Consider the following 22,101-nt stretch of genomic DNA (forward strand, 5'->3'; position numbering starts at 1 on the left):
GCTGTCCTTCCGTTGAAAATGTTGGTCATCAGAACTTCAACCCGCCTTCGCGAGCCGCGTCTGCCAGGGCCGCGATGCGACCGTGGTAGCCGTGTCCGCCGTGGTCGAAGACAACTGCTTCCACGCCGGCAGCCTTGGCGCGCTCGGCGATCAGCTGACCGACCTTCGCGCTCGCAGCCTTCTTGTCGCCTTCTGCCACGCGCACGTCTGCTTCGATGGTCGACGCGGAGGCCAGGGTGTGGCCGGCCAGGTCGTCCACGAGCTGGACGTGGATGTGGCGCGAGGACCGGTTGACGACCAAGCGGGGACGCTCGGGCGTGCCGGAGACCTTCTTGCGGAGACGGAAGTGACGACGCGTCTTCGAGAGACGACGCTTGGTGGACGCATCCTTGCCCAGCGGAATCCGCTTGGCTTTCTGGTTTGCAGTCTGGCTCATATCACTTACCCGTCTTTCCGACCTTGCGGCGGATCTGCTCACCCTCGTAACGCACGCCCTTACCCTTGTACGGGTCCGGACGACGGAGACGACGGATGTTGGCCGAGATCTGCCCGACCTTCTGCTTGTCGATGCCGGACACCGAGAACCGGGTGGGCGACTCGACGACGAAGGTGATGCCTTCAGGAGCCTCGATCGGCACCGGGTGGCTGAAGCCGAGCGCGAACTCGAGGTCCTTGCCCTTCAGTGCCACACGGTAACCAACACCGTGGATCTCCATCTTCTTCGTGTAACCCTCGGTGACACCGGTGATGATGTTCGCAACCAGGGTCCGCGACAGACCGTGCAGCGCGCGGCTACGACGCTCGTCGTCGGGGCGCGTGACGCTCAGCGAGCCGTCCTCTGCCTTTTCGATTGCGATGGGCTCGGAGATGGTCAGCGCGAGGGTGCCCTTGGGACCCTTGACGGTGACATCCTGGCCGCTGATCGTGACGTCAACGCCCGCGGGGACGGTGACCGGAATCTTTCCAATACGCGACATTGTGGTGGCCTCCCTTACCAGACGTAGGCGAGGACTTCCCCGCCTACTCCTTGATTGGCCGCCTGGCGATCGGTGAGCAGACCGGACGACGTGGAGATGATGGCCACGCCGAGGCCTCCGAGGACCTTGGGCAGGTTGGTGGACTTCGCGTAAACCCGGAGACCGGGCTTGGAAACGCGACGCACGCCGGCGAGGCTACGCTCGCGGCTGGGACCGTACTTCAGATCGACGATGAGGGTCTTGCCGACCTCTGCGTCTTCGGTACGGAAATCGGAGATGTAGCCCTCGCGCTTGAGGATCTCGGCGATGTTCGCCTTGATCTTCGAGTGGGGAAGCTTCACCTCATCGTGGTACGCCGTGTTGGCGTTGCGCAGACGCGTCAAGAAGTCTGCGATGGGGTCAGTCATGGTCATAGGTCGACCTCGACACCTTTCTCGCTGTGGTTCCCATGCAACACCGGACGAATCCGATCGTGGGCCTCCAGCAATTCGGCTGGGCCGTCCGACTTGTGTCAGACGGCGTAAGTTACCGCACCGAGCTGAACGCATGCGTCAGCCACGGCAACCGCTCTAGTGTAGGGAACTTTGGCGCAGGTGTCCACCGGGATCCCATGTCGCCTCCCCCACTGCCGCCCGAAGGATGCGATCGGGAAGCTATCGACGCACCCCGAAATCTGAACTGCTCGTTCGGCACCGAAGAACGACACCGACGAACGATGATCGCTTTCAACCAGAGTCGCAGCGGGGCAGTTCTTTTCAGGATCGGCACGATTCACATCTCGATGAAAACCACGAATGGGCGTGGGCTCCAAAGGAACCCACGCCCATTCACATGCGTGGTGTGACGAAGCCCAAGGGCCTCAGATCACCAAGAGCTCTTGCGAACTCCGGGAAGCTCGCCGGCGTGAGCCATCTCGCGAACGCAGATACGGCACAAGCCGAACTTGCGGAACACCGAGTGCGGGCGACCGCACCGCTGGCAGCGGGTGTAGGCGCGAACCGCGAACTTGGGCTTCTTGTTGGCCTTGTTGACCAATGCCTTCTTAGCCATGCGCTCAGTTCTCCTTGAACGGGAAGCCGAGGTGCTTGAGCAGTGCACGGCCTTCTTCGTTGTTGGTTGCGGTGGTCACGACGGTGATGTCCATGCCGCGGGGGCGATCGATCTTGTCCACGTCGATCTCGTGGAACATCGACTGCTCGTTGAGGCCGAACGTGTAGTTGCCGTTGCCGTCGAACTGGTTGCCCGAGAGACCGCGGAAGTCGCGGATACGGGGCAGAGCGACAGACACGAGGCGGTCCAGGAACTCCCACATGCGGTCACCACGGAGGGTGACGCGTGCACCGATGGGCATACCTTCGCGGAGCTTGAACTGCGCGATGGACTTACGTGCCTTGCGGATCTCGGGCTTCTGGCCCGTGATCAGCGACAGGTCATGGACAGCGCCGTTGATCAGCTTGGCGTCACGGGCGGCGTCGCCGACGCCCATGTTGACGACAACCTTGACGACGCCGGGGATCTGCATGACGTTCGAGTAGTCGAACTCGCTGTTGAGCGCGTCCTTGATCTCAGCGCGGTAGCGTGCCTTGAGGCGCGGCTGGACCTTGTTTTCGGTGGAGGTCATGTCAGATGTCCTTCCCGTTCTTCCGGGAAATCCGAACGCGCTTGCCGGACTCTTCGTCGGTGCGGTAGCCCACGCGGGTGGGGTTTCCGTCCGAGTCGACGACTGCAACGTTGGAAACGTGGATCGGGGCTTCCTGCGTGACGATGCCGCCGGAGGATGCTCCGCGCTCGTTCGCGGAAACCGCGGTGTGCTTCTTGATTCGGTTCACGCCTTCGACGAGGACCTTGTCGGTCGCGGGGTAGGCCTGAATGACCTTGCCCTTCGCGCCCTTGTCCTTGCCGGCGATGACCAGAACGGTGTCACCCTTGTGCACCTTCATCACAGCACCTCCGGGGCAAGCGAAACGATCTTCATGAACTTCTTCTCGCGCAGCTCACGGCCGACGGGTCCGAAGATGCGGGTTCCACGGGGATCACTGTCAGCCTTGATGAGCACTGCAGCGTTCTCGTCGAACTTGATGTAGGAACCGTCCGGACGACGGCGCTCCTTGGTCGTGCGAACGATGACGGCCTTGACGACCTCACCCTTCTTGATGTTTCCACCGGGGATTGCGTCCTTGACGGTGGCGACGATGACGTCACCGATCCCGGCGTAGCGACGTGACGAACCGCCGAGAACGCGGATGCAAAGGATTTCCTTGGCACCCGTGTTATCAGCGACGCGAACTCGCGACTCCTGCTGAATCACTTGATCTCCCTAGACCTGGAATTTCGTGCGCAACGGATTACCGACCCGGTGCGCGCGGTCATTGTTGCCACCTGCGTCGTGTCTGAGCTGCAATCCCACCGACTGACGTCGGGAGACGATCACTGCAAGCACCGTTCGAGCTGCGCACGTGAAGACACACCTCTGCCACAGGCAACCGTTCTATTGTAGGGAAGGGTTCGCCGAATACCAAATCGGCCGTACTCGACGCAACTCGAACCCTTCGCCCGGAAAGCCCCGAAAGCCCCCGGAAAGCCGAATGGCCCACTCCCTCAAGGGGAAGCGGGCCATTCGGTGATACTCGATCAGCTCGAGGATTCGATCGGGCTTACTTGGCCTTTTCGAGGACCTCGACCAGACGCCAGTGCTTCGTCGCGGACAGCGGACGGGTTTCCATCAGCTGAACGCGGTCGCCGACGCCGGCAACGCCGTTCTCGTCGTGCGCCTTCACCTTGGTCGTACGGCGGATGATCTTGCCGTAGAGCTTGTGCTTGACGCGGTCTTCGAGCTCGACCACGATCGTCTTTTCCATCTTGTCGGACACGACGTATCCGACACGGACCTTACGGCTCGCGCGCTCTTCTGTGCTCACTGCTTTTTCCTCACTCATGCCGCGTCACCTGCATCCGGACCCACAGCGAGTCCGAGCTCACGCTCACGCAGGACGGTGTAGATGCGCGCGATCTCGTGACGAACGGTGCGCAGTCGTCGGTTGTTGTCCATCTGGCCGGTAGCCATCTGGAAACGAAGGTTGAAAAGCTCTTCCTTCGACTCACGGAGCCGGGTGACCAGCTCGTCTTCACTGAGCTCGCGGAGCTCTGCTGCTGGGGTTCCAGTAGCCATCAGAACTGCTCCTCTCTGGTCACGATCCGGCACTTGCACGGGAGCTTGTGCATCGCGCGGCGCAGGGCCTCACGAGCAATCTCCTCGTTGGGGTATGTCATCTCGAACAGAACGCGTCCGGGCTTGACGTTGGCAATCCACCACTCGGGCGAACCCTTACCGGAACCCATTCGGGTTTCGGCCGGCTTCTTCGTGAGGGGGCGATCCGGGAAGATGTTGATCCAGATCTTGCCGCCACGCTTGATGTGCCGAGTCATGGCGATACGAGCGGACTCGATCTGCCGGTTGGTGATGTAGGCAGGCTCGAGAGCCTGGATGCCGTAGTCACCGAAGGTCACCTGGGTACCGCCCTTGGCGGCACCCGAACGGCTCGGGTGGTGCTGCTTGCGGTGCTTGACCCGCCGTGGGATCAACATGCGTCAGCCCTCCTGATTCTGTTCAGTTACGGGAGCATCGGCGGTTGCGGTCGCTGCGCGGCCGGCCTCGGTGCTGGTCGCAGTGGTACCGGTGGCACCGGAACGACGCGGACGGCTCGGACGCTCACGACGCGGGCGATCCCCGGCCGGTGCGGCCGTGTTGGCGGCGAGCTCACGCTTGCCACCGACGATGTCGCCCTTGTAGATCCAGACCTTGACGCCGATGCGACCGAAGGTGGTCTTGGCCTCGTAGAGGCCGTAGTCGATGTCCGCACGAAGCGTGTGCAGCGGCACACGGCCTTCGCGGTAGAACTCCGACCGGGACATCTCGGCGCCGCCGAGACGACCGGAGCACTGAACGCGGATTCCCTTGACGTTGGGCTGACGCATGGCCGACTGGATGGCCTTGCGCATTGCACGACGGAAGGCAACGCGGTTCGAGAGCTGCTCGGCCACACCCTGTGCGACGAGCTGTGCTTCAGCTTCTGCGTTCTTGACCTCGAGGATGTTCAGCTGAACCTGCTTGCCGGTCAGCTTCTCGAGCTCGGAGCGGATGCGATCGGCTTCGGCGCCGCGGCGGCCGATGACGATGCCCGGACGTGCAGTGTGGATGTCCACGCGAACACGGTCACGGGTGCGCTCGATTTCGACCTTCGCGATTCCTGCGCGCTCCATGCCGGTGGCGAGGAGCTTACGGATCGCGACGTCTTCCTTGACGTACTCCGCGTACTGCTTGTCTGCGTACCAGCGAGACTTCCAGTCGGTGGTGATGCCGAGACGGAAGCCGTGCGGGTTGATTTTCTGGCCCACTACTGAGCACTTCCCTTCCGGCGATTACGGGTCGATGTTCCGGTCTTCGGCAGGCTCTCCACGATCACGGTGATGTGACTGGTGCGCTTGCGAATACGGAACGCACGTCCCTGTGCACGCGGCTGGAACCGCTTGAGGGTCGCGCCCTCGTCCACGAACGCCGTAGCAACGACAAGCGTGCTGGGGTCGAGGTCGAGGTTGTTCTCGGCGTTGGCTGCTGCGGAGGCGATCACCTTGGCGACCGGCTCGCTCGCTGCCTGCGGCGCGAACTTCAGGATGTTCAGGGCGTCTTCAACCGAGCGCCCGCGGACCAGGTCCACAACTCGACGTGCCTTCATCGGCGTAACGCGAACGTGCTTCGCTACAGCCTTGGCAGTCGGGTTGGCGGTTTCGGTGTTGCTCATCGCCTCTTCGCCTTCCGATCATCCTTGATGTGACCCTTGAACGTGCGGGTCGGTGCAAACTCTCCGAGCTTGTGTCCGACCATGGAGTCGGAAACGAACACGGGGACGTGCTTGCGGCCGTCGTGAACTGCAAACGTGTGGCCGATGAAGTCCGGGATGATTGTCGAACGACGGGACCAGGTCTTGATGACCTGCTTGGTTCCCTTTTCGTTCTGTACATCCACCTTCGCGAGGAGGTGGTCATCGACGAACGGGCCCTTCTTAAGGCTGCGTGGCATCCTTCACTCCCTCCTAGCGCTTGTTCTTGCCGGTGCGGCGGCGACGGACGATCATCTTGTCGCTTGCCTTGTTCTTGCGGGTACGGCCTTCAGGCTTACCCCACGGGCTGACCGGGTGGCGTCCACCTGAGGTCTTGCCCTCGCCGCCACCGTGCGGGTGGTCGACCGGGTTCATCACGACACCACGAACGGTCGGGCGCTTGCCCTTCCAACGCATACGGCCGGCCTTGCCCCAGTTGATGTTCGACTGCTCGGCGTTGCCGACCTCGCCGACGGATGCGCGGCAGCGCACGTCGACGCGACGGATTTCACCGGAAGGCATACGCAGCGTGGCGTAGCTGCCTTCCTTACCGAGGAGCTGGATACTGGCGCCTGCGGAACGAGCCATCTTGGCTCCGCCGCCGGGACGCAGTTCCACACCGTGGATGGTGGTACCAGTCGGGATGTTGCGCAGCGGCAGGTTGTTGCCCGGCTTGATGTCGGCGCCTGCACCGGACTCGACCGGTGAACCCTGCACCAGGCCCTTGGGGGCGATGATGTAGCGCTTCTCACCGTCTGCGTAATGCAGGAGTGCGATGTTTGCTGTGCGGTTGGGGTCGTACTCGATGTGAGCGACCTTTGCCGGGATGCCGTCCTTGTCGTTGCGACGGAAATCGATCAGTCGGTATGCACGCTTGTGTCCGCCACCCTTGTGACGGGTGGTGATACGACCGTGTGCGTTACGTCCACCGCGACCGTGCAGCGGGCGAACCAGCGACTTCTCGGGGGTCGACCGAGTGATCTCGGCGAAGTCCGAGACGCTCGAGCCACGACGGCCCGGTGTTGTCGGCTTGTACTTACGGATTGCCATGAGTCTTCTCGTCCTCTATGTCTCGTCAAGTCCCGGCGCTTACGCGACCGGTCCTCCGAAGATCTCGATGGGCTTGCTGTCAGCGGACAGGGTCACGAGCGCGCGCTTGGTGTCCTTGCGCTTGCCGTAACCGAATCGGGTCCGCTTACGCTTGCCCTGACGGTTGGCGGTGTTGACGCTGGTCACCTTGACGCCGAAGACCTTCTCGACGGCAATCTTGATCTGCGTCTTGTTCGAGTCCGGGTGCACCAGGAAGGTGTAGGTGCCTTCCTCGATCAGTCCGTAGGACTTCTCGGAGATGACCGGAGCGAGCAGGATGTCGCGGGGGTCAGCGATGGTGCTCACTTGGCGTCCTCCTTGTTCTGAGCGCTCTCTGCGGGCCCGTGGATGAACGCGTTGAGTGCCTCGACGCTGAACACGACATCGTCTGCATTGAGCACGTCGTAGGTGTTGAGCTGGTCGGGTGCAATGGGATGCACGCCTTCCAGGTTCTGCACGCTCTTCCAAGCGGCTACATCCTGGCGACCCACGACGAGCAGCAGCTTCTTGCGATCCGAAATCTCGCCGAGGAACGCGATTGCGCCCTTGGTCGAAGGCGTCTGCCCTGCAACCAGTTCGGTGATGACGTGGATGCGCTCGTTGCGTGCGCGGTCAGAGAGGGCTCCGCGAAGAGCGGCTGCCTTCATCTTCTTGGGGGTGCGCTGGCTGTAGTCACGCGGCTGCGGGCCGTGAACGGTTCCGCCGCCGACGAACTGCGGTGCGCGAGTCGAGCCCTGGCGTGCGCGGCCGGTGCCCTTCTGGCGGTACGGCTTCTTGCCACCGCCGCGGACGTCGCCGCGGGTCTTGGTGGAGTGGGTTCCCTGACGAGCAGCTGCGAGCTGCGCGACGACAACCTGATGGAGAAGCGCGATGTTGGCCGGAGCGTCGAAGATCTCAGCGGGGAGATCGACGGTGCCGTTGGTCTTGCCGCCGGCGACCTTGACGTCCAGGGTCAACTTGGTCTCGGTGCTGGTCATGCCCGTGCACCACCCTTCACTGCACTCTTGACGATCACGAGGCCGCCCTTGCGGCCGGGGATCGCACCCTTGATCAGCAGCAGGCCGTTCTCTGCATCCACCTTGTGGACCGAGAGGTTCTGCGTCGTGATGCGGTCGCTACCCATGCGTCCGGACATGCGCATGCCCTTGAACACGCGGCCGGGAGTTGCACAGCCACCGATGGAGCCCGGGCGGCGGTGAACAGCCTGGGTACCGTGCGACGCGCCCTGTCCCTTGAAGCCGTGACGCTTCATGGTTCCGGCGAAGCCCTTGCCCTTGCTGGTTCCGGTGACGTCGACGTATGCGCCGTCCTCGAAGACCTCGGCGGTGAGCTCCTGGCCGACCTCGTAGTCGGAGGTGTCCGCAACGCGGAGCTCCACTACGTGGCGACGCGGGGTCACACCAGCCTTGGTGAACTGGCCGGAAGTCGGCTTGTTCACCTTGCGCGGGTCGATGGCGCCGAACGCGAGCTGAACGGCGCTGTAGCCGTCACGCTCTTCGGTACGGATCTGGGTTACGACGTTCGGCCCAGCCTTCACGACGGTGACCGGGACAACCCGGTTGTTCTCGTCGAAGACCTGGGTCATGCCGAGCTTGGTGCCCAGGATTCCCTTGATCTTGGTATCAGTCATTGTTTTTGTCTCCGCCGTCACTGAATGTTCACGTCGACACTGGCCGGAAGGTCGATGCGCATGAGCGCGTCAACCGTCTTCGGCGTCGGGTCGAGAATGTCGATCAGCCGCTTGTGAGTACGCATCTCGAAGTGCTCGCGCGAGTCCTTGTACTTGTGCGGCGAGCGGATGACGCAATATACGTTCTTCTCGGTCGGCAACGGCACAGGTCCAACGACGCGGGCACCCGTACGGGTTACCGTCTCGACGATCTTGCGCGCTGACGCGTCGATCGCCTCGTGGTCGTAGGCCTTGAGCCTGATGCGGATCTTTTGTCCCGCCACGCTTAGTGTCCTTTTCTTGCCGCGTTTCGTAGCCCGCCTGGTCAGGCTCGAGCTACCTCGTCTGCACAGTCCTTGCCTGGACGATGACACGACGAACACTGAAGCGATCGGGACCAAGTCCAAGTTCTCGGGAGTACCGAGATTCGGATCGAGATCAGGATCTGCTGCCGCTGTTCGTTTGTCATTGTTCTCCGGTACACGCGGTCGGGCGTGTCGCCTTCTCACTCATCCTGCGCCGGACAATCTTTCGATTATCTGGCGCGTGATGCGTACCGGACGTGTTCGATGTCGAACACAAAGTAGGTACTGCTTCCGTCCTGCATTACTTCTCGTCTTGCATGGTCACAGTCGTTGACCCGATTACCCTGACGGGATCTGCGATCGATCGTCTGTGACGTCTTACCCTTACCCGATCACGGCCGCAATCGACCGCGTCCCGGACAAGGCAACCCGACCAGTATGCCGTACCTGGCCCAAATCCTCAACTCCCCCAAACTACCTTTTCCGAGTGAGCTGCGCGACAACAACCTTACTCAGAAGTAAGATACGCCTATGACTACCTCCAGCCCTACCTACCGCGGATGGCAGAAATTGCCGGACAACGCCCTCGGACATGCAGTTTTCTCGGCGGCGATGTCCATTCGCGTGCCCTATTTCGCCTCTGTTCTCCCCCGGGTGACCAAGTTGGAACCAGGGCTCTGCGAGGTCCGCTCCCCCAAATGGTGGGGCGTCCACAATCATCTCGGCACTTTCCACGCGATCGCTGCCTGCAACCTCGCGGAGGTCGCGATGGGCATGCTGAGCGAAGCGACGGTTCCGAACTCGCACCGCTGGATCCCCAAGTCGATGAAGGTCGACTACCTCGCCAAGGCCGAGACCGGCCTGCGGGCGGTCGCCCGACTCGAGACTTTGCCGGACTTCGCGGCGATCGAGAGTGGCACGGAACTTCTCGTTCCCATCTCGATCTTCGACCGGGGCGGCAAGGAAGTAGTCCACGCCGAAATCACCACCTGGGTCTCCCCCAAGTAGGCACTCACGAACCCGCCTGCATCGCAACCTGATTCGCCCGCCAATCAGGTTTCGCAGAATTAGGCACCACCGCAGGTTTCGGCGAATGACGATCGTGGAACACCTCCCCGAACGGCGATGGTCGGTCGGGGTGCCGGTGTCCGGAGGTGGGTTGCGTTCCGGGCACCACATTGTCGACCTCGCGTCACGCCGAGCACCGGGAGGCCTCGTGGAAGAGTTCTTGACCACAACGAGTTCCGAAGCAGGCACGCAGACCTCGTCATATCCGGACGAGGCCGAGGGATTGGACAGCTTCCGGCGCGACCTCGACGCCATCGACGCTCTACTTCTCGAGACGGTGCGGCAGCGGCTGGAACTCTGCCTGCGCATCGGCGAGTGGAAGCGCTCCCGCGAGGTTCCGATGATGCAACCCGGCCGTGTCCGCCTCGTGCAGGAGCGGGCGCGTGAATTCGCCCGTAGACACGACCTCTCCCCCGACTTCTTCAACGCCCTGTACGAGCTGATGATTGCCGAGACCTGTCGACTCGAAGACCTGGTGATCAACGCACCTGTTGAGGAGGAGGACACTGTTCGGGAATCCGTCGGACCGAGATCAGGATCATCGACATGAGTTCCCGCACCCTTCTGGTGGACAATTACGACTCGTTCACCTACAACCTGTTCACCCTGTTGACCGAGGTCAACGGGGTTGTGCCGACCGTGGTCCGCAACGACGCGGATTGGGATTCCCTCGATCTCGCGTCGTACGACAACGTGGTCATCTCCCCAGGTCCCGGCCGGCCGGATCGCGACCGTGATTTCGGAATCAGCCGCCGTTTCATCGAAGAAGCGCCTCTCCCACTTCTCGGTGTCTGTCTCGGCCACCAGGGCCTGTGCGAGTTGTTCGGCGCGGACGTGGTGGTTGCGCCCGTCCCGATGCACGGCCGAATTTCGCTGATCGATCACGACGGTTCGGGCATCTTTGCCGGACTTCCGTCGCCGTTCCGAGCTGTTCGCTACCACTCGTTGACCGTCGAGAATCTGCCGAACGCCTTCGTTCGTACCGCGTGGACGTCCGACGGTCTGCTCATGGGTGTCCGGCACCGGACCAAGCCGATGTGGGGAGTTCAGTTCCATCCGGAGTCCATCAGCACCGAGTTCGGCATAGATTTGCTCGCGAACTTCCGCGATCTGTCCGTCGGACGCACTCTGGATTCGGTGATCCGACCCGAACCTGTTCCGCAAACACCCGACCTGCGGCCGGCGATCAACTACGACGTCGACGACGTGACTCTCGATTTTGCAGTGGACCCGTCGGCGGCCTATGCAGCACTGTTCGCCGACGGCCCGAACGCGTTCTGGCTGGACCGCGCGGCAACCGCAGAGCCGAGTGCGCGCTTTTCGATTCTCGGCGATTCGTCGGGGCCGCTGGCCGAGTTCATCACGTACGACGTGCAAGCCGAGGTACTGACTGTCAGCCGAAAAGGCTTGTCCGACGAGCACATTCGAGTTCCTTTCTTCGATTACTTGGACGCACAACTCTCGACACGCTTCGTGCCCTCGCATCCGGAACTCGACTTCAACCTCGGCTACGTGGGCTACCTCGGCTACGAACTGAAAGCACAGACCGGAGGAAGGGCAGTCCATCCGGCACCCACTCCTGATGCCGCTCTGGTGTTTGCCGATCGCGCCGTCGTCATCGATCACACCGCGGGCCGCACTCACGTTTTGAGGTTGCGCGAGAAAGTCCGGGACGCCGGCTATGACGATTGGTTCGAATCGACCGTCGACACCCTGGCGCGGATCGGCGCGGACCTTCCGGAACGCACCCCCGTTCCGCTGATCAGCGACACCGTCTGGACGCAGGCTCGCCTTCGGCATGATCGCGATCAGTACCTGTCGTTGATCGGAACGGCCCTCTCGGAGATCCGGGCAGGTGAGTCCTACGAGGTGTGTCTGACCAACATGGCGAGCGTCGACGAGACGATCGATGCACAGCAGGCGTTCGAGTATCTGCGCTCGATCAATCCGACGCCGTACAGCGCACTTCTCGACTTCACCGGTATCTCGGTGGTCTCGGCCTCGCCTGAGCGGTTCCTTCGTGTCGACTCGGCCGGCAACGTCGAGTCCAAGCCGATCAAAGGGACCCGCCCGCGCGGCGTCACCCGAGCGCGTGATGCTGCCCTACGGCAGGACCTGCTCGACAGCGAGAAGGACCGCGCCGAGAACCTGATGATCGTGGACCTCACCCGCAACGACCTCACCAAGGTCTGCGTTCCGGGAAGTGTCCACGTTCCGAGGCTGTTCGCGATCGAGTCGTACTCGTCCGTTCACCAAATGGTGTCGACGGTGCGCGGACACCTGAGTCCGGGGTCGTCGGCGGTGGACTGTGTGCGTGCCGCGTTCCCCGGTGGATCGATGACCGGCGCCCCGAAGGTACGGACGATGGAGATCATCGACCGCCTCGAATCAGGCCCACGTGGGGTCTACTCGGGATCGATCGGGTACTTCGCGCTCGGTGGCGCCGCGGACCTCTCGATCGTGATCCGGTCGCTGGTCTGCACCGAGAGCGGCGTGACCTTCGGAATCGGCGGTGCCATCACAGCGTTGTCCGATCCGGAAGAAGAATTCGACGAGACCACGGTCAAGGCGTCCACGCTGCTCCGTGCGCTCGACGCGGTGTCCTCGCGGGTCCTCGAGTACGGCGGGTAGACCCAGCCATGACGGCGGCATCAGGCACAGCGACGGTTGTCGGCGGGCTGGGTGCCGTCGGATCCATGTTCGTCGAACTGCTTCGCGCCGGGGGGTCGACCGTCACCGTCGTCGACCCAGCAGGCAGCGATCCCGACGGAGATGTAGTCGTCGGAGACATCACGAAACCCAGTGAGCAAGTCCTCGCGCACGTGGAGTCCTCGCGCATCATCGTGCTCGCGGTTCCCGAACAGGTCGCTCTAGCCGCACTACCGAGCCTTCGGACATCCGGCGCTCTCGTTGTGGACACGCTGTCGGTCAAATCGCGGATGGACGCAGCAATCGCCGACGCCGGCCGAGAAGGGGAATTCCTCGGACTCAACCCCATGTTCCGTCCGTCGCTCGGGCCACGCGGTCGGGCCGTCATCGCAGTGCCGTACGTCGGCGGTCCGCAGTCCGACAGATTCCTCGACATCGTGCGCTCGTGGGGAGCGTCGGTCGCGGTGATGGACGCCGATCGTCACGACCGGTTGGCTGCGGCCACCCAGGTTCTGACACACGCGTCGGTGCTGGCTTTCGGCGTTGCCCTGGCCGAACTCGGAGTTTCCGCCGACGATCTCCTCGCGGTCGCCACTCCCCCGCATCGGGCCTTGCTCGCGCTCCTGGCGCGTGTAGCCGGCGGCGAACCGGAGGTGTACTGGGACGTACAAGCGGGCAATCCGTACGCAGGTGCGACACGAAAAGCACTGTTCGATGCCACCGCACAGGTGGACAGGGCGGCCGAGACCCTCGGCGACTTCACGACGCTGATGAAAACCGCCGACGCAGCGCTCGACAATCGCTCAGGCGAATTGAACGCGGAGTGCCAGAGCTTGTTCGATCGCATTGCCGAAGGGCACAGAGAGATCGCCGAAGGGCACAGAGAGTAGGGCACGATGAGACCTGGAGTGAGTCCGCCCAGCCTCCCGGAGTACGACGCCTCCGATCCGGTCGAGAGTGCAATCGTCCGCCGCCTTGCGAGCAATTGGGCGCGCCGGGCAACCGTGAAGAAGGCGGAGCCGGAACTGGACGATCTCTTCGATTCGTCGTTGTCCGACTACCCCGAAGCACTTCTCCCGTTCGCGGAGCATCCGATCTACCTGGCATTGAGCCCCGAGCAGAAGCAACGCCTGCAAGCCTGGGCATGGATCGCGTTCAACAAGAACGTCATGGACATCGAGAAGTACGTCGTCAATCCCGGCTTCGACGTTCTCGCCGAAGACCGACTTAACGTCGGTCTCGGAGATTGGGCTGCAGTGGCGGTCAATCAGGCGATGGTCGACGAGCAATATCACACGCTCATGCACTTCAACGCCAGTTCAGCGACCCGTCGAGGCAGGGGCTGGGGGCTGCCGGCCAAGGCATTGCCCGACGTCCTGACGGTCCGCACCCGGGCGCAAGCCCTCGACGCAGCCGAGGGGCCTCGCAAGATTGCCCTGACACAGTTGGCGTTCATGACCGTCGCCGAGGTGTCGATCACCGCATACCTCGACCTGATCTCGGACGATCCGGGCGTTCAGTCGATCAACCGCGCGACAATCCGGTTGCACGCTCGCGACGAGTACTGCCATGCCTCGATTGCCGGGGAACTGGCGGTGCTGGTCTGGGATTCCCTGGATCGTGGAGATCGCAGCTATCTATTGGAAGGCTTCGAGGGCGCCATGCGCGCTTTCAGCGGAACCGACTTCGGCGCGTGGCGAGCAATCATGGAAATTGAAGCCATACCTGGAGGACGGAAGATGCTCGACGATGTCGCATTGGAACCGCACAACGAACTGTTCGTGCAGGACTACAGTGGAATAACGTCCCTGCTCCAAAAGCTACAAGTAACATCAGAAGTAACAATCGCTGCAGATAAATATTCTGCCAGTTAATCCCGTGCAATAAAAGAAATAGTTCGCAACGAACGAGAACCAGCAATAGTCCGCAATTATCGGGCACTCCCGATTTTTCAGCTAGACACGAGCGTTCTCGAATAAATACCGGACGGATTTATCAAGAAAAGACGGGAAGATCCCGCGCCCGCTGCCTCCGACCCAAGACCCGAGACGAGAGTTGTCCGGAATCCTTGTCATAAATTCGATAAAGAGGCCACAAGATTGCATGCAGAATACTGTCTGCTGCAATCAAGAATGTTAACTTCCAATTCGATACACCATGATGCTCGAGGGTTTTCTTCGATGCTCGATTATATCGTGCATACACTCGCGGCGAACTAACTCCACGTCTACCCGAAACCTTTGCGGCCATGCTCGAGATCTGCCCCACTGCGCAACGAACATGCGCCATGCAGAGGGATAGATCGATATCCTCATGAATGTCGGTTCGATCGCTGACCGCACCCCTAACGGCCAACCAAGCCGACCGACGCATCGCCATGTTACTGCCTGGAACTGCAACAACGGGCCGAACCGCCCCCTGAGCCCCGCGACCGAGTCGCCAATTCGTCCATCGGCGCTGAAGGCCGGCGATCGGAGATTCATAAAGGTAAGTCAGGCCAGTTACGCCCGAGAAATCGTCGCGACGCTCGAAGAATTCGTGAACCGCAACGGCCCAGTCTTCCCCCACGATCGTATCCGCGTCGATACGTCCGATAATTTCTCCACTCGCCGCGTCAAACCCTTTGTTTCTCGCATGCACCACCCCGGGGCGGGATTCTTTGAGAAGCCGAACCTTGGGACAACTACTTTGATACTTCTTGATCAACTCGGAAGTGTTGTCGGAGGAATTATTGTCAACGATGATGATTTCGTCGACATATTCACCTTGAGCAATGAGCGCTTCGATGCACGTTTCGATGTATTCAGATTCATTAAAAGCCGGAACAACCACCGACAACGTCGCGTTCGCCATTTCCCAACGGTATCGCGAATCTCTCCACAAGACATCGAGCAGCGGGCCCAGGGGACCAACCGGAAGGAATCGGGGGACTTTCGTCACCGGTCAAATCAAAGACCTCCGGTCCGCGCAACCGAATACCCACCTGCGCAGATGCGCTGAAAATCTATTTGGTCATTCGTTCAATTAGAAGAGATCTTTACGTTACAAAGAATATTTGTGATTCTTGCCACAAGGTGAAATCGAAGGTGAGAGTTGCTGGCAGGAGCCACATACTCCCTCTCACGCGTCCGATTGCCCGAGTGTCGGTTTGACCCTCCGGTAACATCTGAGCGGAGATCACGGATAGAAGACAGAAGGCATCTGTGCGCCCGTCGGGAGCGCGTGCCCGTTCCGACAATGCAGACAGCGGAGTGTTGATGCCCTTTTCCACGGACGCAGCGGTACTAGTGGAGGACGTACACAAGTCCTTCAAGAACGTGCACGCGCTGCGAGGGATCAACTTCACCGCCCCACGTGGGACAGTGCTCGGCATCTTAGGTCCCAACGGCGCAGGCAAGACGACGACGGTGAAGGTCCTCTCCACGCTCATTCGTCCCACCAGTGGACGCGCGATGGTGGCTGGCTACGACGTAGTGCGCAATGCTCCCGAGGTTCGACGCTCCATCATGATGACCGGGCAGTTCGCCGCCCTGGACGATTCACTCACCGGCCGGGAGAACATCGAACTGTTCGGCAGGTTGATGGGTCTCGACCGAATGTCGGCGAAGGTGCGCGCTGCCGACCTGCTCTCTCAATTCGACCTCGTCGAAGCAGGATCTCGAGTAGTGAGGAACTACTCCGGCGGTATGCGCCGACGAATCGATATCGCGTGTGGCCTGGTTGTTCGCCCCGAGGTCGTTTTCCTCGACGAGCCGACCACCGGCTTGGATCCGCGCAGTCGGCAGAGCGTCTGGTCGCTGGTCCAGTCACTGAAGGAGCAGGGAATCACCGTGCTCCTGACAACTCAGTACCTCGAAGAGGCAGATTTACTGAGCGACAACATCATCGTCATCGACAAAGGCGCAGTCATTGCTGAGGGGACTGCTGACCAACTGAAGGCGCGAACCGGCGCAAGCTTCTGCGAGATTGTGCCCGCAGATCTCAAACAGCTGCCTCATGCGGTCCATGCCCTGGGCAATCTGGTCCCCCGCGACTTCAGATTCGATCTGGCACAAGAAAGCGGTCGCATCGCTATCCCCGCACCTGTCGGCGCAGGAACCCTCTCCGAAGCGCTGCGTCGTCTGGACCACGCACGGATTCCGCTTGCAGACATCGCGCTTCGTCGCCCGTCACTCGATGACGTCTTTCTTTCACTCACAGGTGAACAGCACGTAAGCGAGACGCCGTGACGACAACTACAAAATTCGGGGTCGATCAAGTGACTGTCCGCGGGGAAAGTCGCAGCAAGATTGCAGTCCCCGAGGCTTTAAGCGTTGGAAAGCACCGCCGACCGCATCCATCAGCGATCAATCAGTGGTGGGTGCTGACTGCACGCACCGTCAAATCGATGGTCAAGCGCTATGAGCTGCTCGTTGCAGTCATCGCACCGCTGATCTTCACGATCGGGTTCTACCTTCCCTTGAAGTTCGTCATGCAACTTCAAGGGATCAACTACGCGCAGTTCTTGATGCCGATCATTGTCCTGCAGGCGATGGCATTCACATCGATCTCGGCTGCTCAAATGTCTTCGACCGAATCGATCACCGGCTTCAGCAACCGGATGAAAACCATGCCGGTCGTCGGCCCGATCCCGCTGCTGTCCCGTCAATCCAGTGGGTTCGTCAGATCAACAGTCTCGCTTGCTGCCGCATTGGCGTTCGGCCACTTGATCGGTTTTCGATTCTCAGCCGGAGTCGGGCAGGCCGTCTTGTTCTGCGCTGTCGCCCTGGCGTTCAGCACCTGCCTGTCCTTCGCTGGTGACGCCATCGGCTCATTGTCGAAGAGCCCGCAGGCCACCAGTCAAGCGCTGACATTGCCACAGTTGATTCTGGGGATGTTGTCCTGCGGTTTTGCGCCCGAGACCGGCTTTCCCGAGTGGATTCGGCCGTTTGTACGCAATCAACCGGTATCGCAGTTTTCATTCGCCATGCGTGATCTTGCACAAGGCGGAGTCACCTGGAGCGTCCTGTTTCCCGTCGTTGCGTGGACTATCGGGTTGATCGTCGTGTTCGCGCCACTCGCGTTCTGGGCAAGTATGAGGCGGTCATGAACGAACCGACAGATCGATTCATGGCTGTAGTCCGCCCGGTCGAGGGGTTCAACTTCCCTTACCCGGATAAAGCGCTCCCCGAGAACTCGTTCAAGGCGCTGGTCGTGCACAGTGGGATTCAGGCCAAACGCCTGCTGCTCACCTGGCTGCGAGATCCGTCGACGGCCATTCAAGCCCTCATATACCCAGCATTCATGTTGCTCATGTTCCGGGTCGTATTGGGCAATTCGATTACAGCAGCAACCGGCCAGTCGAGTATTTTCGGGACAGTTCCACTGATCATCCTCGTAGGCGCTATGTTCGGGTCGATTGCGAGCGCCGTCGGCCTCAAAGGTGAACGCGCGTCCGGACTGCTGAGTCGATTCTGGACGCTCCCCGCGCATCGCGCCTCGAGTCTCGTCGGACGCATGATCGCAGAAGCAGTCCGAGTTCTTCTCACGTCAATCGTGATTCTCGGCGTCGGCTATCTGCTGGGGTTCCGATTCAATCAAGGTCCGCTGGCGGCCTTCGCGATCTTGGCGTTGCCCGTCATTTTCGGCGTCGGTTTTGCCATGATGGTGACGGCCCTGGCCACTGTCTCCGACAACTTGCCGCTCGTCGAAATCGTATCCATCTCGTGCACACTATTGATGTTCTTCAATTCCGGATTCGTCCCTGTGATGGCCTACCCGAAGTGGCTTCAACCAGTGGTGGCAGAGCAACCGATGTCCGTCGCTATCGACACGATGAGAGGGCTGTCGTTGGGCGGTCCTGTGGCGGAACCCCTCGTCAAGACGCTGATCTGGTCCATCGGCATGATTCTGGTCTTCGTCTACCCAGCAATTCGGGGATACCGACGCGCCGCGGCGATGTCGTAACGAATACAGACCGCAAACCGACTTCACAGTTCGAGAAACAAGTGGCACCAGGGATGAGCATCGATGTACCCGTGCCACGCAACGAGAGGTATCTAACTTGACGCGTACAAGGCAGTCCATGTGGAGGCGCGCTACCGGTGTCGCCGCGGTGACGATGGTGTGCGCTCTGGTTCCGGCCGGTATCGCAACTGCGTCGCCTGTCACTCACCAGGGCGGCGGAGATTCGGTGGAGCCCGTCACGAGTGGTTCTTACGTCGTCTCAGTCGAGCAAGTGAACGATCGCCAAAAGATCGTGAATGTATACGCGGCGTCGATGGACCGCGTTGTTCCAATTCAGGTCATCACTCCTGCCGATGACTCCGCGCCCCGTCCCATCCTGTACTTGCTCAACGGAGCCGGTGGTGGACAAGATTCCGCTACTTGGGAGTACCAGACCGATGTCGTCGACTTCTTCCAGGACAAGAACGTCAACGTCGCGACGCCAGTTGGTGGACGCCTGTCGTACTACACCGACTGGCAGAAGGAAGACCCGAAACTTGGTAAGAACATGTGGAGCACTTTTCTGGGTAAGGAGCTCCCCCCGTTGCTGAACAAGCAACTTGGCAGCAATGGCGAACAGTCGATTGCAGCAATCTCGATGTCGGGTACTTCTGTGCTCAACCTGGCGATCGAGTACCCAGGTTTTTACAACTCCGTTGCCGCATTCAGCGGGTGTGCTCAGACCAGCGATCCGCTCGGCCAGCAGTTCGTCAAGACCACCACGGAGTGGATCGGCGGCGTTGACGACGTGCAGAACATGTGGGGTCCGTTCGACGGCCCCGGTTGGCGGGAACACGACCCCCTTGTGAACGCTGAGAAGCTGCGTGGCACACAGATTTACATGAGCACCGGCAGCGGGCTCCCCGGTTTCCCCAATGACACCCCTGCTAATCCGCGCATCCAGGACGGCCGCGCTGCGATGTTCGACCAGATCGTTGTCGGCAGTCCGATCGAGCTTGCAACCAACCTGTGTACCTCCAACATGGCGAAGCGGCTCTTCGAACTGAATATTCCGGCAGTAGTGGATTTCCGACCAACAGGTACCCATTCATGGGGATACTGGCAAGACGATCTACACAAGTCCTGGCCATTCATCGCACAGTCTCTGGGCGTCTGATTCAAGTGCCTCGTGCTGGCTTCAACTCCAGCACGAGGCACCGATTAGCTTCATAGGAGGAATCAGCGGTGCGGTTCATTCGGATCATGCTGGTCGTACTGGGAACGTGTTTCCTGCTGTCTGGCACCTCAGTTAGTGCCCTGGCGGATGATCGAGAACCCAGCCCTGGTTTCGCGACTATGGGTCCATCGCCGGCGGGCTCCAACAACTGGAATTGCGTTCCGAGCGCCGATCATCCTCGTCCGGTAGTTCTCATCCATGGAACAACCGCGAACATGGTTGATACCTGGGCTGAACTTTCCCCGCAACTTGCTGATCTCGGCTACTGCGTATTTGCTCTCAATTATGGAGGGGCACGGGAAATCTTCAATCCCAACGCTCTCCAATGGGGTATCAGGGACATTGCGACTTCAGCGAAAGAGCTTGCAACCTTCGTTGATTCAGTTCGCCGTCATACGGGTGCAGGCCAGGTGGATCTCGTAGGCCACTCCCAAGGGGGAGTCGTCGCTCGCCAGTACCTGAAGTTCGACGGTGGTTCGACTCCGGAAGATCCGTCGAAAAACGCCGTCCATTCTCTGGTCACCCTCGGCGCTACCAACCACGGAACGACCTTCGGCGGCTTGCAAGCAAACGCCAAACAACTCTCAGATATGGGGCTTCCTGGAGACCTCTTGGTTCAGGCGATTTGGGGACCAGCCGGTGTTCAACAACTTCAAGGGACACCGCTGTTGACTGAGCTCAATGCGGGCTCGGAAACCCAACCGGGAGTTACATATACCGTAATCGCGACCGCTCACGACCAGATTTCAACCCCTCCGGAAGCTTCGTTCCTTACCGCAGGCCCCAATTCCGTTGTAAACAACGTCTGGGTCCAGGATGGATGCCCAGGCAACACTGCCTCGCATGCGGGGCTGGTTCGTGACGCGCATTCGTTGGACCTCGTAAAATCCGCGCTCGATCCGGAATTCACGCCGATCCCCTGCGCATAGCTACCCCAGACGTCGAGATGGTCAGCCGCAGCGGTCGAAATCGCACGCTCGACAAACTCCGATCGACAAGCGTGCGCTGTCACGGGTGAACATGACCTCCTACAAGGCCAATCACGAAGAGCGAAGCATACGAGCCTGGCCGTCACCCGACCAGGCTCGTATACGCCGGTTGATCAATCAGCGGCGCCACCGCGCAACACACGCTCAATGATTAGCCCGATAGCGCGAACGCCTTCAGGAGACATCATCTCCAGGTGGTGAACGTCGACCAATTCATCCGTCAGTTCTCCTTGCGCGTACGGACCCCAAACCTTATCGGCTTGCTTTGCGTCCGAACGATCCAACGAACTCACGAAGGTGATCGGCCCCCCGAACGACTGCGGCCGATGGGCGTTGATCAGCTTCGCCGAAATCGCAATGCTTGTGAGCAACCGCTTGATCGCAGACGCATCGAGTCCGATTCTCTCTCCGTCGACAGCCGTCAAGATCTCTGCAGACCTTTCGACCGACAATTCATCGAGCTTTTCGTTCTCGCCGAAGACAATCCCCATTGCAGCCAACTCAGCGCGCACCTGGACAGCGTGCTCTGATTCGTCGCGTGTTTCCGGCGAACCGTCCAACAAGATCAACGCCTCAACGATCTCGCCTCGCTCCTCCATCTTCGCCGCAACCGCTTGAGCAATGATCGCGCCGAGCGACCAACCGAGAATTCGGTACGGGCCTGACTGCTGAACCCGGGTGATCTCATCCACGTAGCGATCCGCGTAATCGTCAAGGGATCGTCCTTGGAATGCCTCATCAGTCAGAACAGGGCTCTGCAATCCATAAAGCGGAATCGAACGGTCCACAACAGCCGCCAACGGCGCAAAAGGCCACGCCAGTCCAACGAGTGGATGAACACAGAACAACGGCACATCGCTCCCTGTCGTTCTCAGCGGCAGAAGCGTTCGTAGTGCATCATCGGTTTTCGCATCGAAGCCCACCCGAATTCCGAGTGCAATTCGTTCTGCAAGTTCGCTGACCGTCGAAGTAGCGAAGATGAGTCGCAGTGGGACCTCCACGGAAACTGCTGCGCTCAGCCGAGCAGCAACCCTCGCTGCGACCAATGAGTTGCCACCCAACTCGAAGAAGCTGTCGTCCGCTCCGATGTGCTCGACACCGAGAATCTCCGAAAAGACGCTTGCGACAAGTAGTTCAGCTTCGGTAGTGGGAGCCCGGAACACCGCAACCTCGAACACCGGCTCCGGCAACAACTTCCGATCCAACTTCCCCGAAGCATTCAGCGGCAACGCATCCAACACCACAAACTGCGACGGCACCATATACGACGCCAACCGCTCCCCCACACCCACCTTCACCACATCAACATCAACCGA

General features: G+C 60.6%; 30 protein-coding genes. 10 read left to right on the forward strand and 20 right to left on the reverse strand.

Translation table 11 applies throughout. From position 1 onward, the window contains the following. Positions 1-28: 28 nt before the first annotated feature. The 18 genes from rplR to rpsJ form a co-directional block, all read right to left on the reverse strand. A complete protein-coding gene (gene rplR, locus ABH939_RS10235; protein WP_003940996.1) occupies positions 29-436 on the reverse strand; it encodes a 50S ribosomal protein L18 in 408 nt (135 codons plus the stop codon). Between the two features lies 1 nt (position 437). Continuing rightward, positions 438-977, reverse strand: coding sequence for a 50S ribosomal protein L6 (gene rplF, locus ABH939_RS10240; protein WP_003940970.1), 540 nt, complete (start codon positions 975-977; stop codon positions 438-440). A 14-nt stretch (positions 978-991) separates the two neighbouring features. Then, the gene (rpsH, locus tag ABH939_RS10245) at positions 992-1,390 is read right to left on the reverse strand and encodes a 30S ribosomal protein S8 (RefSeq protein WP_003940873.1); all 399 of its coding nucleotides are present in this window, start codon (positions 1,388-1,390) and stop codon (positions 992-994) included. 451 nt (positions 1,391-1,841) lie between these two features. Beyond that, positions 1,842-2,027, reverse strand: a complete 186-nt coding sequence (locus tag ABH939_RS10250; RefSeq protein ID WP_003940698.1) for a type Z 30S ribosomal protein S14 — start codon at positions 2,025-2,027, stop codon at positions 1,842-1,844. 4 nt (positions 2,028-2,031) lie between these two features. Next, positions 2,032-2,598 carry a 50S ribosomal protein L5 gene (rplE, locus tag ABH939_RS10255; protein ID WP_003940924.1) on the reverse strand — a complete coding sequence of 189 codons (567 nt, stop codon included), beginning with the start codon at positions 2,596-2,598 and terminating at the stop codon, positions 2,032-2,034. 1 nt (position 2,599) lies between these two features. After that, positions 2,600-2,917: a 50S ribosomal protein L24 gene (gene rplX, locus ABH939_RS10260; protein ID WP_003941019.1), complete on the reverse strand. Its 318-nt coding sequence runs from the start codon at positions 2,915-2,917 to the stop codon at positions 2,600-2,602. Further along, positions 2,917-3,285, reverse strand: coding sequence for a 50S ribosomal protein L14 (rplN, locus tag ABH939_RS10265; protein WP_003940951.1), 369 nt, complete (start codon positions 3,283-3,285; stop codon positions 2,917-2,919). Before rplN ends, rplX begins: the two co-directional genes overlap by 1 nt. A 346-nt stretch (positions 3,286-3,631) precedes the next feature. Then, positions 3,632-3,913 (reverse strand): 30S ribosomal protein S17, encoded by a 282-nt coding sequence (rpsQ, locus tag ABH939_RS10270; protein ID WP_003941020.1) that lies wholly within the window; start codon positions 3,911-3,913, stop codon positions 3,632-3,634. Further along, positions 3,910-4,146 carry a 50S ribosomal protein L29 gene (gene rpmC / locus ABH939_RS10275; protein ID WP_003940734.1) on the reverse strand — a complete coding sequence of 79 codons (237 nt, stop codon included), beginning with the start codon at positions 4,144-4,146 and terminating at the stop codon, positions 3,910-3,912. Before rpmC ends, rpsQ begins: the two co-directional genes overlap by 4 nt. Then, positions 4,146-4,562, reverse strand: a complete 417-nt coding sequence (rplP, locus tag ABH939_RS10280; protein ID WP_003940899.1) for a 50S ribosomal protein L16 — start codon at positions 4,560-4,562, stop codon at positions 4,146-4,148. The genes rpmC and rplP overlap by 1 nt, the downstream gene beginning before the upstream one ends. A gap of 3 nt (positions 4,563-4,565) precedes the next feature. Then, complete coding sequence (gene rpsC / locus ABH939_RS10285; protein ID WP_404649591.1) at positions 4,566-5,372, reverse strand: 30S ribosomal protein S3; 807 nt, start codon at positions 5,370-5,372, stop codon at positions 4,566-4,568. After that, positions 5,372-5,776 carry a 50S ribosomal protein L22 gene (gene rplV, locus ABH939_RS10290; protein ID WP_003940717.1) on the reverse strand — a complete coding sequence of 135 codons (405 nt, stop codon included), beginning with the start codon at positions 5,774-5,776 and terminating at the stop codon, positions 5,372-5,374. The genes rpsC and rplV overlap by 1 nt, the downstream gene beginning before the upstream one ends. Further along, the gene (gene rpsS, locus ABH939_RS10295; RefSeq protein ID WP_003940820.1) at positions 5,773-6,054 is read right to left on the reverse strand and encodes a 30S ribosomal protein S19; all 282 of its coding nucleotides are present in this window, start codon (positions 6,052-6,054) and stop codon (positions 5,773-5,775) included. The genes rplV and rpsS overlap by 4 nt, the downstream gene beginning before the upstream one ends. 13 nt (positions 6,055-6,067) lie before the next feature. Next, a complete protein-coding gene (gene rplB, locus ABH939_RS10300; RefSeq protein WP_003940895.1) occupies positions 6,068-6,904 on the reverse strand; it encodes a 50S ribosomal protein L2 in 837 nt (278 codons plus the stop codon). Positions 6,905-6,943: 39 nt separating this feature from the next. Then, on the reverse strand, positions 6,944-7,249 hold the full coding sequence (rplW, locus tag ABH939_RS10305) for a 50S ribosomal protein L23 (protein ID WP_003940990.1): 306 nt from the start codon (positions 7,247-7,249) through the stop codon (positions 6,944-6,946). After that, complete coding sequence (rplD, locus tag ABH939_RS10310) at positions 7,246-7,920, reverse strand: 50S ribosomal protein L4 (protein ID WP_003940723.1); 675 nt, start codon at positions 7,918-7,920, stop codon at positions 7,246-7,248. The genes rplW and rplD overlap by 4 nt, the downstream gene beginning before the upstream one ends. After that, positions 7,917-8,573 (reverse strand): 50S ribosomal protein L3, encoded by a 657-nt coding sequence (rplC, locus tag ABH939_RS10315; RefSeq protein ID WP_003940826.1) that lies wholly within the window; start codon positions 8,571-8,573, stop codon positions 7,917-7,919. Before rplC ends, rplD begins: the two co-directional genes overlap by 4 nt. A gap of 17 nt (positions 8,574-8,590) precedes the next feature. Then, complete coding sequence (rpsJ, locus tag ABH939_RS10320; RefSeq protein WP_003938093.1) at positions 8,591-8,896, reverse strand: 30S ribosomal protein S10; 306 nt, start codon at positions 8,894-8,896, stop codon at positions 8,591-8,593. A 552-nt stretch (positions 8,897-9,448) separates the two neighbouring features. On the opposite strand from rpsJ, the gene ABH939_RS10325 reads away from it, so the two are divergent. The 5 genes from ABH939_RS10325 to ABH939_RS10345 all read left to right on the forward strand — a co-directional run bounded on the left by ABH939_RS10325 (position 9,449) and on the right by ABH939_RS10345 (position 14,508). Continuing rightward, on the forward strand, positions 9,449-9,925 hold the full coding sequence (locus ABH939_RS10325) for a hotdog fold domain-containing protein (protein ID WP_003940943.1): 477 nt from the start codon (positions 9,449-9,451) through the stop codon (positions 9,923-9,925). Positions 9,926-10,010: 85 nt separating this feature from the next. Next, positions 10,011-10,535 carry a chorismate mutase family protein gene (locus tag ABH939_RS10330; RefSeq protein ID WP_019747551.1) on the forward strand — a complete coding sequence of 175 codons (525 nt, stop codon included), beginning with the start codon at positions 10,011-10,013 and terminating at the stop codon, positions 10,533-10,535. Continuing rightward, positions 10,532-12,616: an aminodeoxychorismate synthase component I gene (gene pabB, locus ABH939_RS10335; RefSeq protein ID WP_404649592.1), complete on the forward strand. Its 2,085-nt coding sequence runs from the start codon at positions 10,532-10,534 to the stop codon at positions 12,614-12,616. Before ABH939_RS10330 ends, pabB begins: the two co-directional genes overlap by 4 nt. A gap of 8 nt (positions 12,617-12,624) precedes the next feature. Then, the gene (locus tag ABH939_RS10340; protein ID WP_404649593.1) at positions 12,625-13,524 is read left to right on the forward strand and encodes a prephenate dehydrogenase dimerization domain-containing protein; all 900 of its coding nucleotides are present in this window, start codon (positions 12,625-12,627) and stop codon (positions 13,522-13,524) included. A gap of 6 nt (positions 13,525-13,530) precedes the next feature. Next, positions 13,531-14,508 carry a diiron oxygenase gene (locus ABH939_RS10345; protein WP_165638181.1) on the forward strand — a complete coding sequence of 326 codons (978 nt, stop codon included), beginning with the start codon at positions 13,531-13,533 and terminating at the stop codon, positions 14,506-14,508. Between the two features lie 121 nt (positions 14,509-14,629). Here the strand turns inward: ABH939_RS10345 and ABH939_RS10350 are convergent, their stop codons facing one another. Further along, on the reverse strand, positions 14,630-15,487 hold the full coding sequence (locus ABH939_RS10350) for a glycosyltransferase family 2 protein (RefSeq protein ID WP_058039007.1): 858 nt from the start codon (positions 15,485-15,487) through the stop codon (positions 14,630-14,632). A 404-nt stretch (positions 15,488-15,891) separates the two neighbouring features. Here ABH939_RS10350 and ABH939_RS10355 point away from each other — a divergent pair, with 404 nt between their 5' ends. The 5 genes from ABH939_RS10355 (at position 15,892) to ABH939_RS10375 (ending at position 20,725) form a co-directional block, all read left to right on the forward strand. Beyond that, a complete protein-coding gene (locus tag ABH939_RS10355) occupies positions 15,892-16,863 on the forward strand; it encodes a daunorubicin resistance protein DrrA family ABC transporter ATP-binding protein (RefSeq protein ID WP_020969036.1) in 972 nt (323 codons plus the stop codon). After that, positions 16,860-17,723, forward strand: coding sequence for an ABC transporter permease (locus ABH939_RS10360; RefSeq protein WP_054781949.1), 864 nt, complete (start codon positions 16,860-16,862; stop codon positions 17,721-17,723). The genes ABH939_RS10355 and ABH939_RS10360 overlap by 4 nt, the downstream gene beginning before the upstream one ends. After that, positions 17,720-18,580 carry an ABC transporter permease gene (locus ABH939_RS10365; RefSeq protein ID WP_058039006.1) on the forward strand — a complete coding sequence of 287 codons (861 nt, stop codon included), beginning with the start codon at positions 17,720-17,722 and terminating at the stop codon, positions 18,578-18,580. Before ABH939_RS10360 ends, ABH939_RS10365 begins: the two co-directional genes overlap by 4 nt. A gap of 118 nt (positions 18,581-18,698) precedes the next feature. Then, positions 18,699-19,736 (forward strand): alpha/beta hydrolase family protein, encoded by a 1,038-nt coding sequence (locus tag ABH939_RS10370; protein ID WP_058039005.1) that lies wholly within the window; start codon positions 18,699-18,701, stop codon positions 19,734-19,736. 179 nt (positions 19,737-19,915) lie between these two features. After that, positions 19,916-20,725 carry a triacylglycerol lipase gene (locus ABH939_RS10375; RefSeq protein WP_256082506.1) on the forward strand — a complete coding sequence of 270 codons (810 nt, stop codon included), beginning with the start codon at positions 19,916-19,918 and terminating at the stop codon, positions 20,723-20,725. A 173-nt stretch (positions 20,726-20,898) separates the two neighbouring features. On the opposite strand, the gene ABH939_RS10380 is transcribed toward ABH939_RS10375, so the two are convergent. Continuing rightward, positions 20,899-22,101, reverse strand: a 1,203-nt coding sequence (locus ABH939_RS10380) for a thioesterase domain-containing protein (protein WP_404649594.1), incomplete at its 5' end; no start/stop codon positions are given.

Origin of the sequence: Rhodococcus sp. 27YEA6 (genome assembly GCF_044908235.1) — a bacterium.
In the GTDB taxonomy this organism is placed as follows: Bacteria; Actinomycetota; Actinomycetes; order Mycobacteriales; family Mycobacteriaceae; genus Rhodococcus_F; species Rhodococcus_F qingshengii.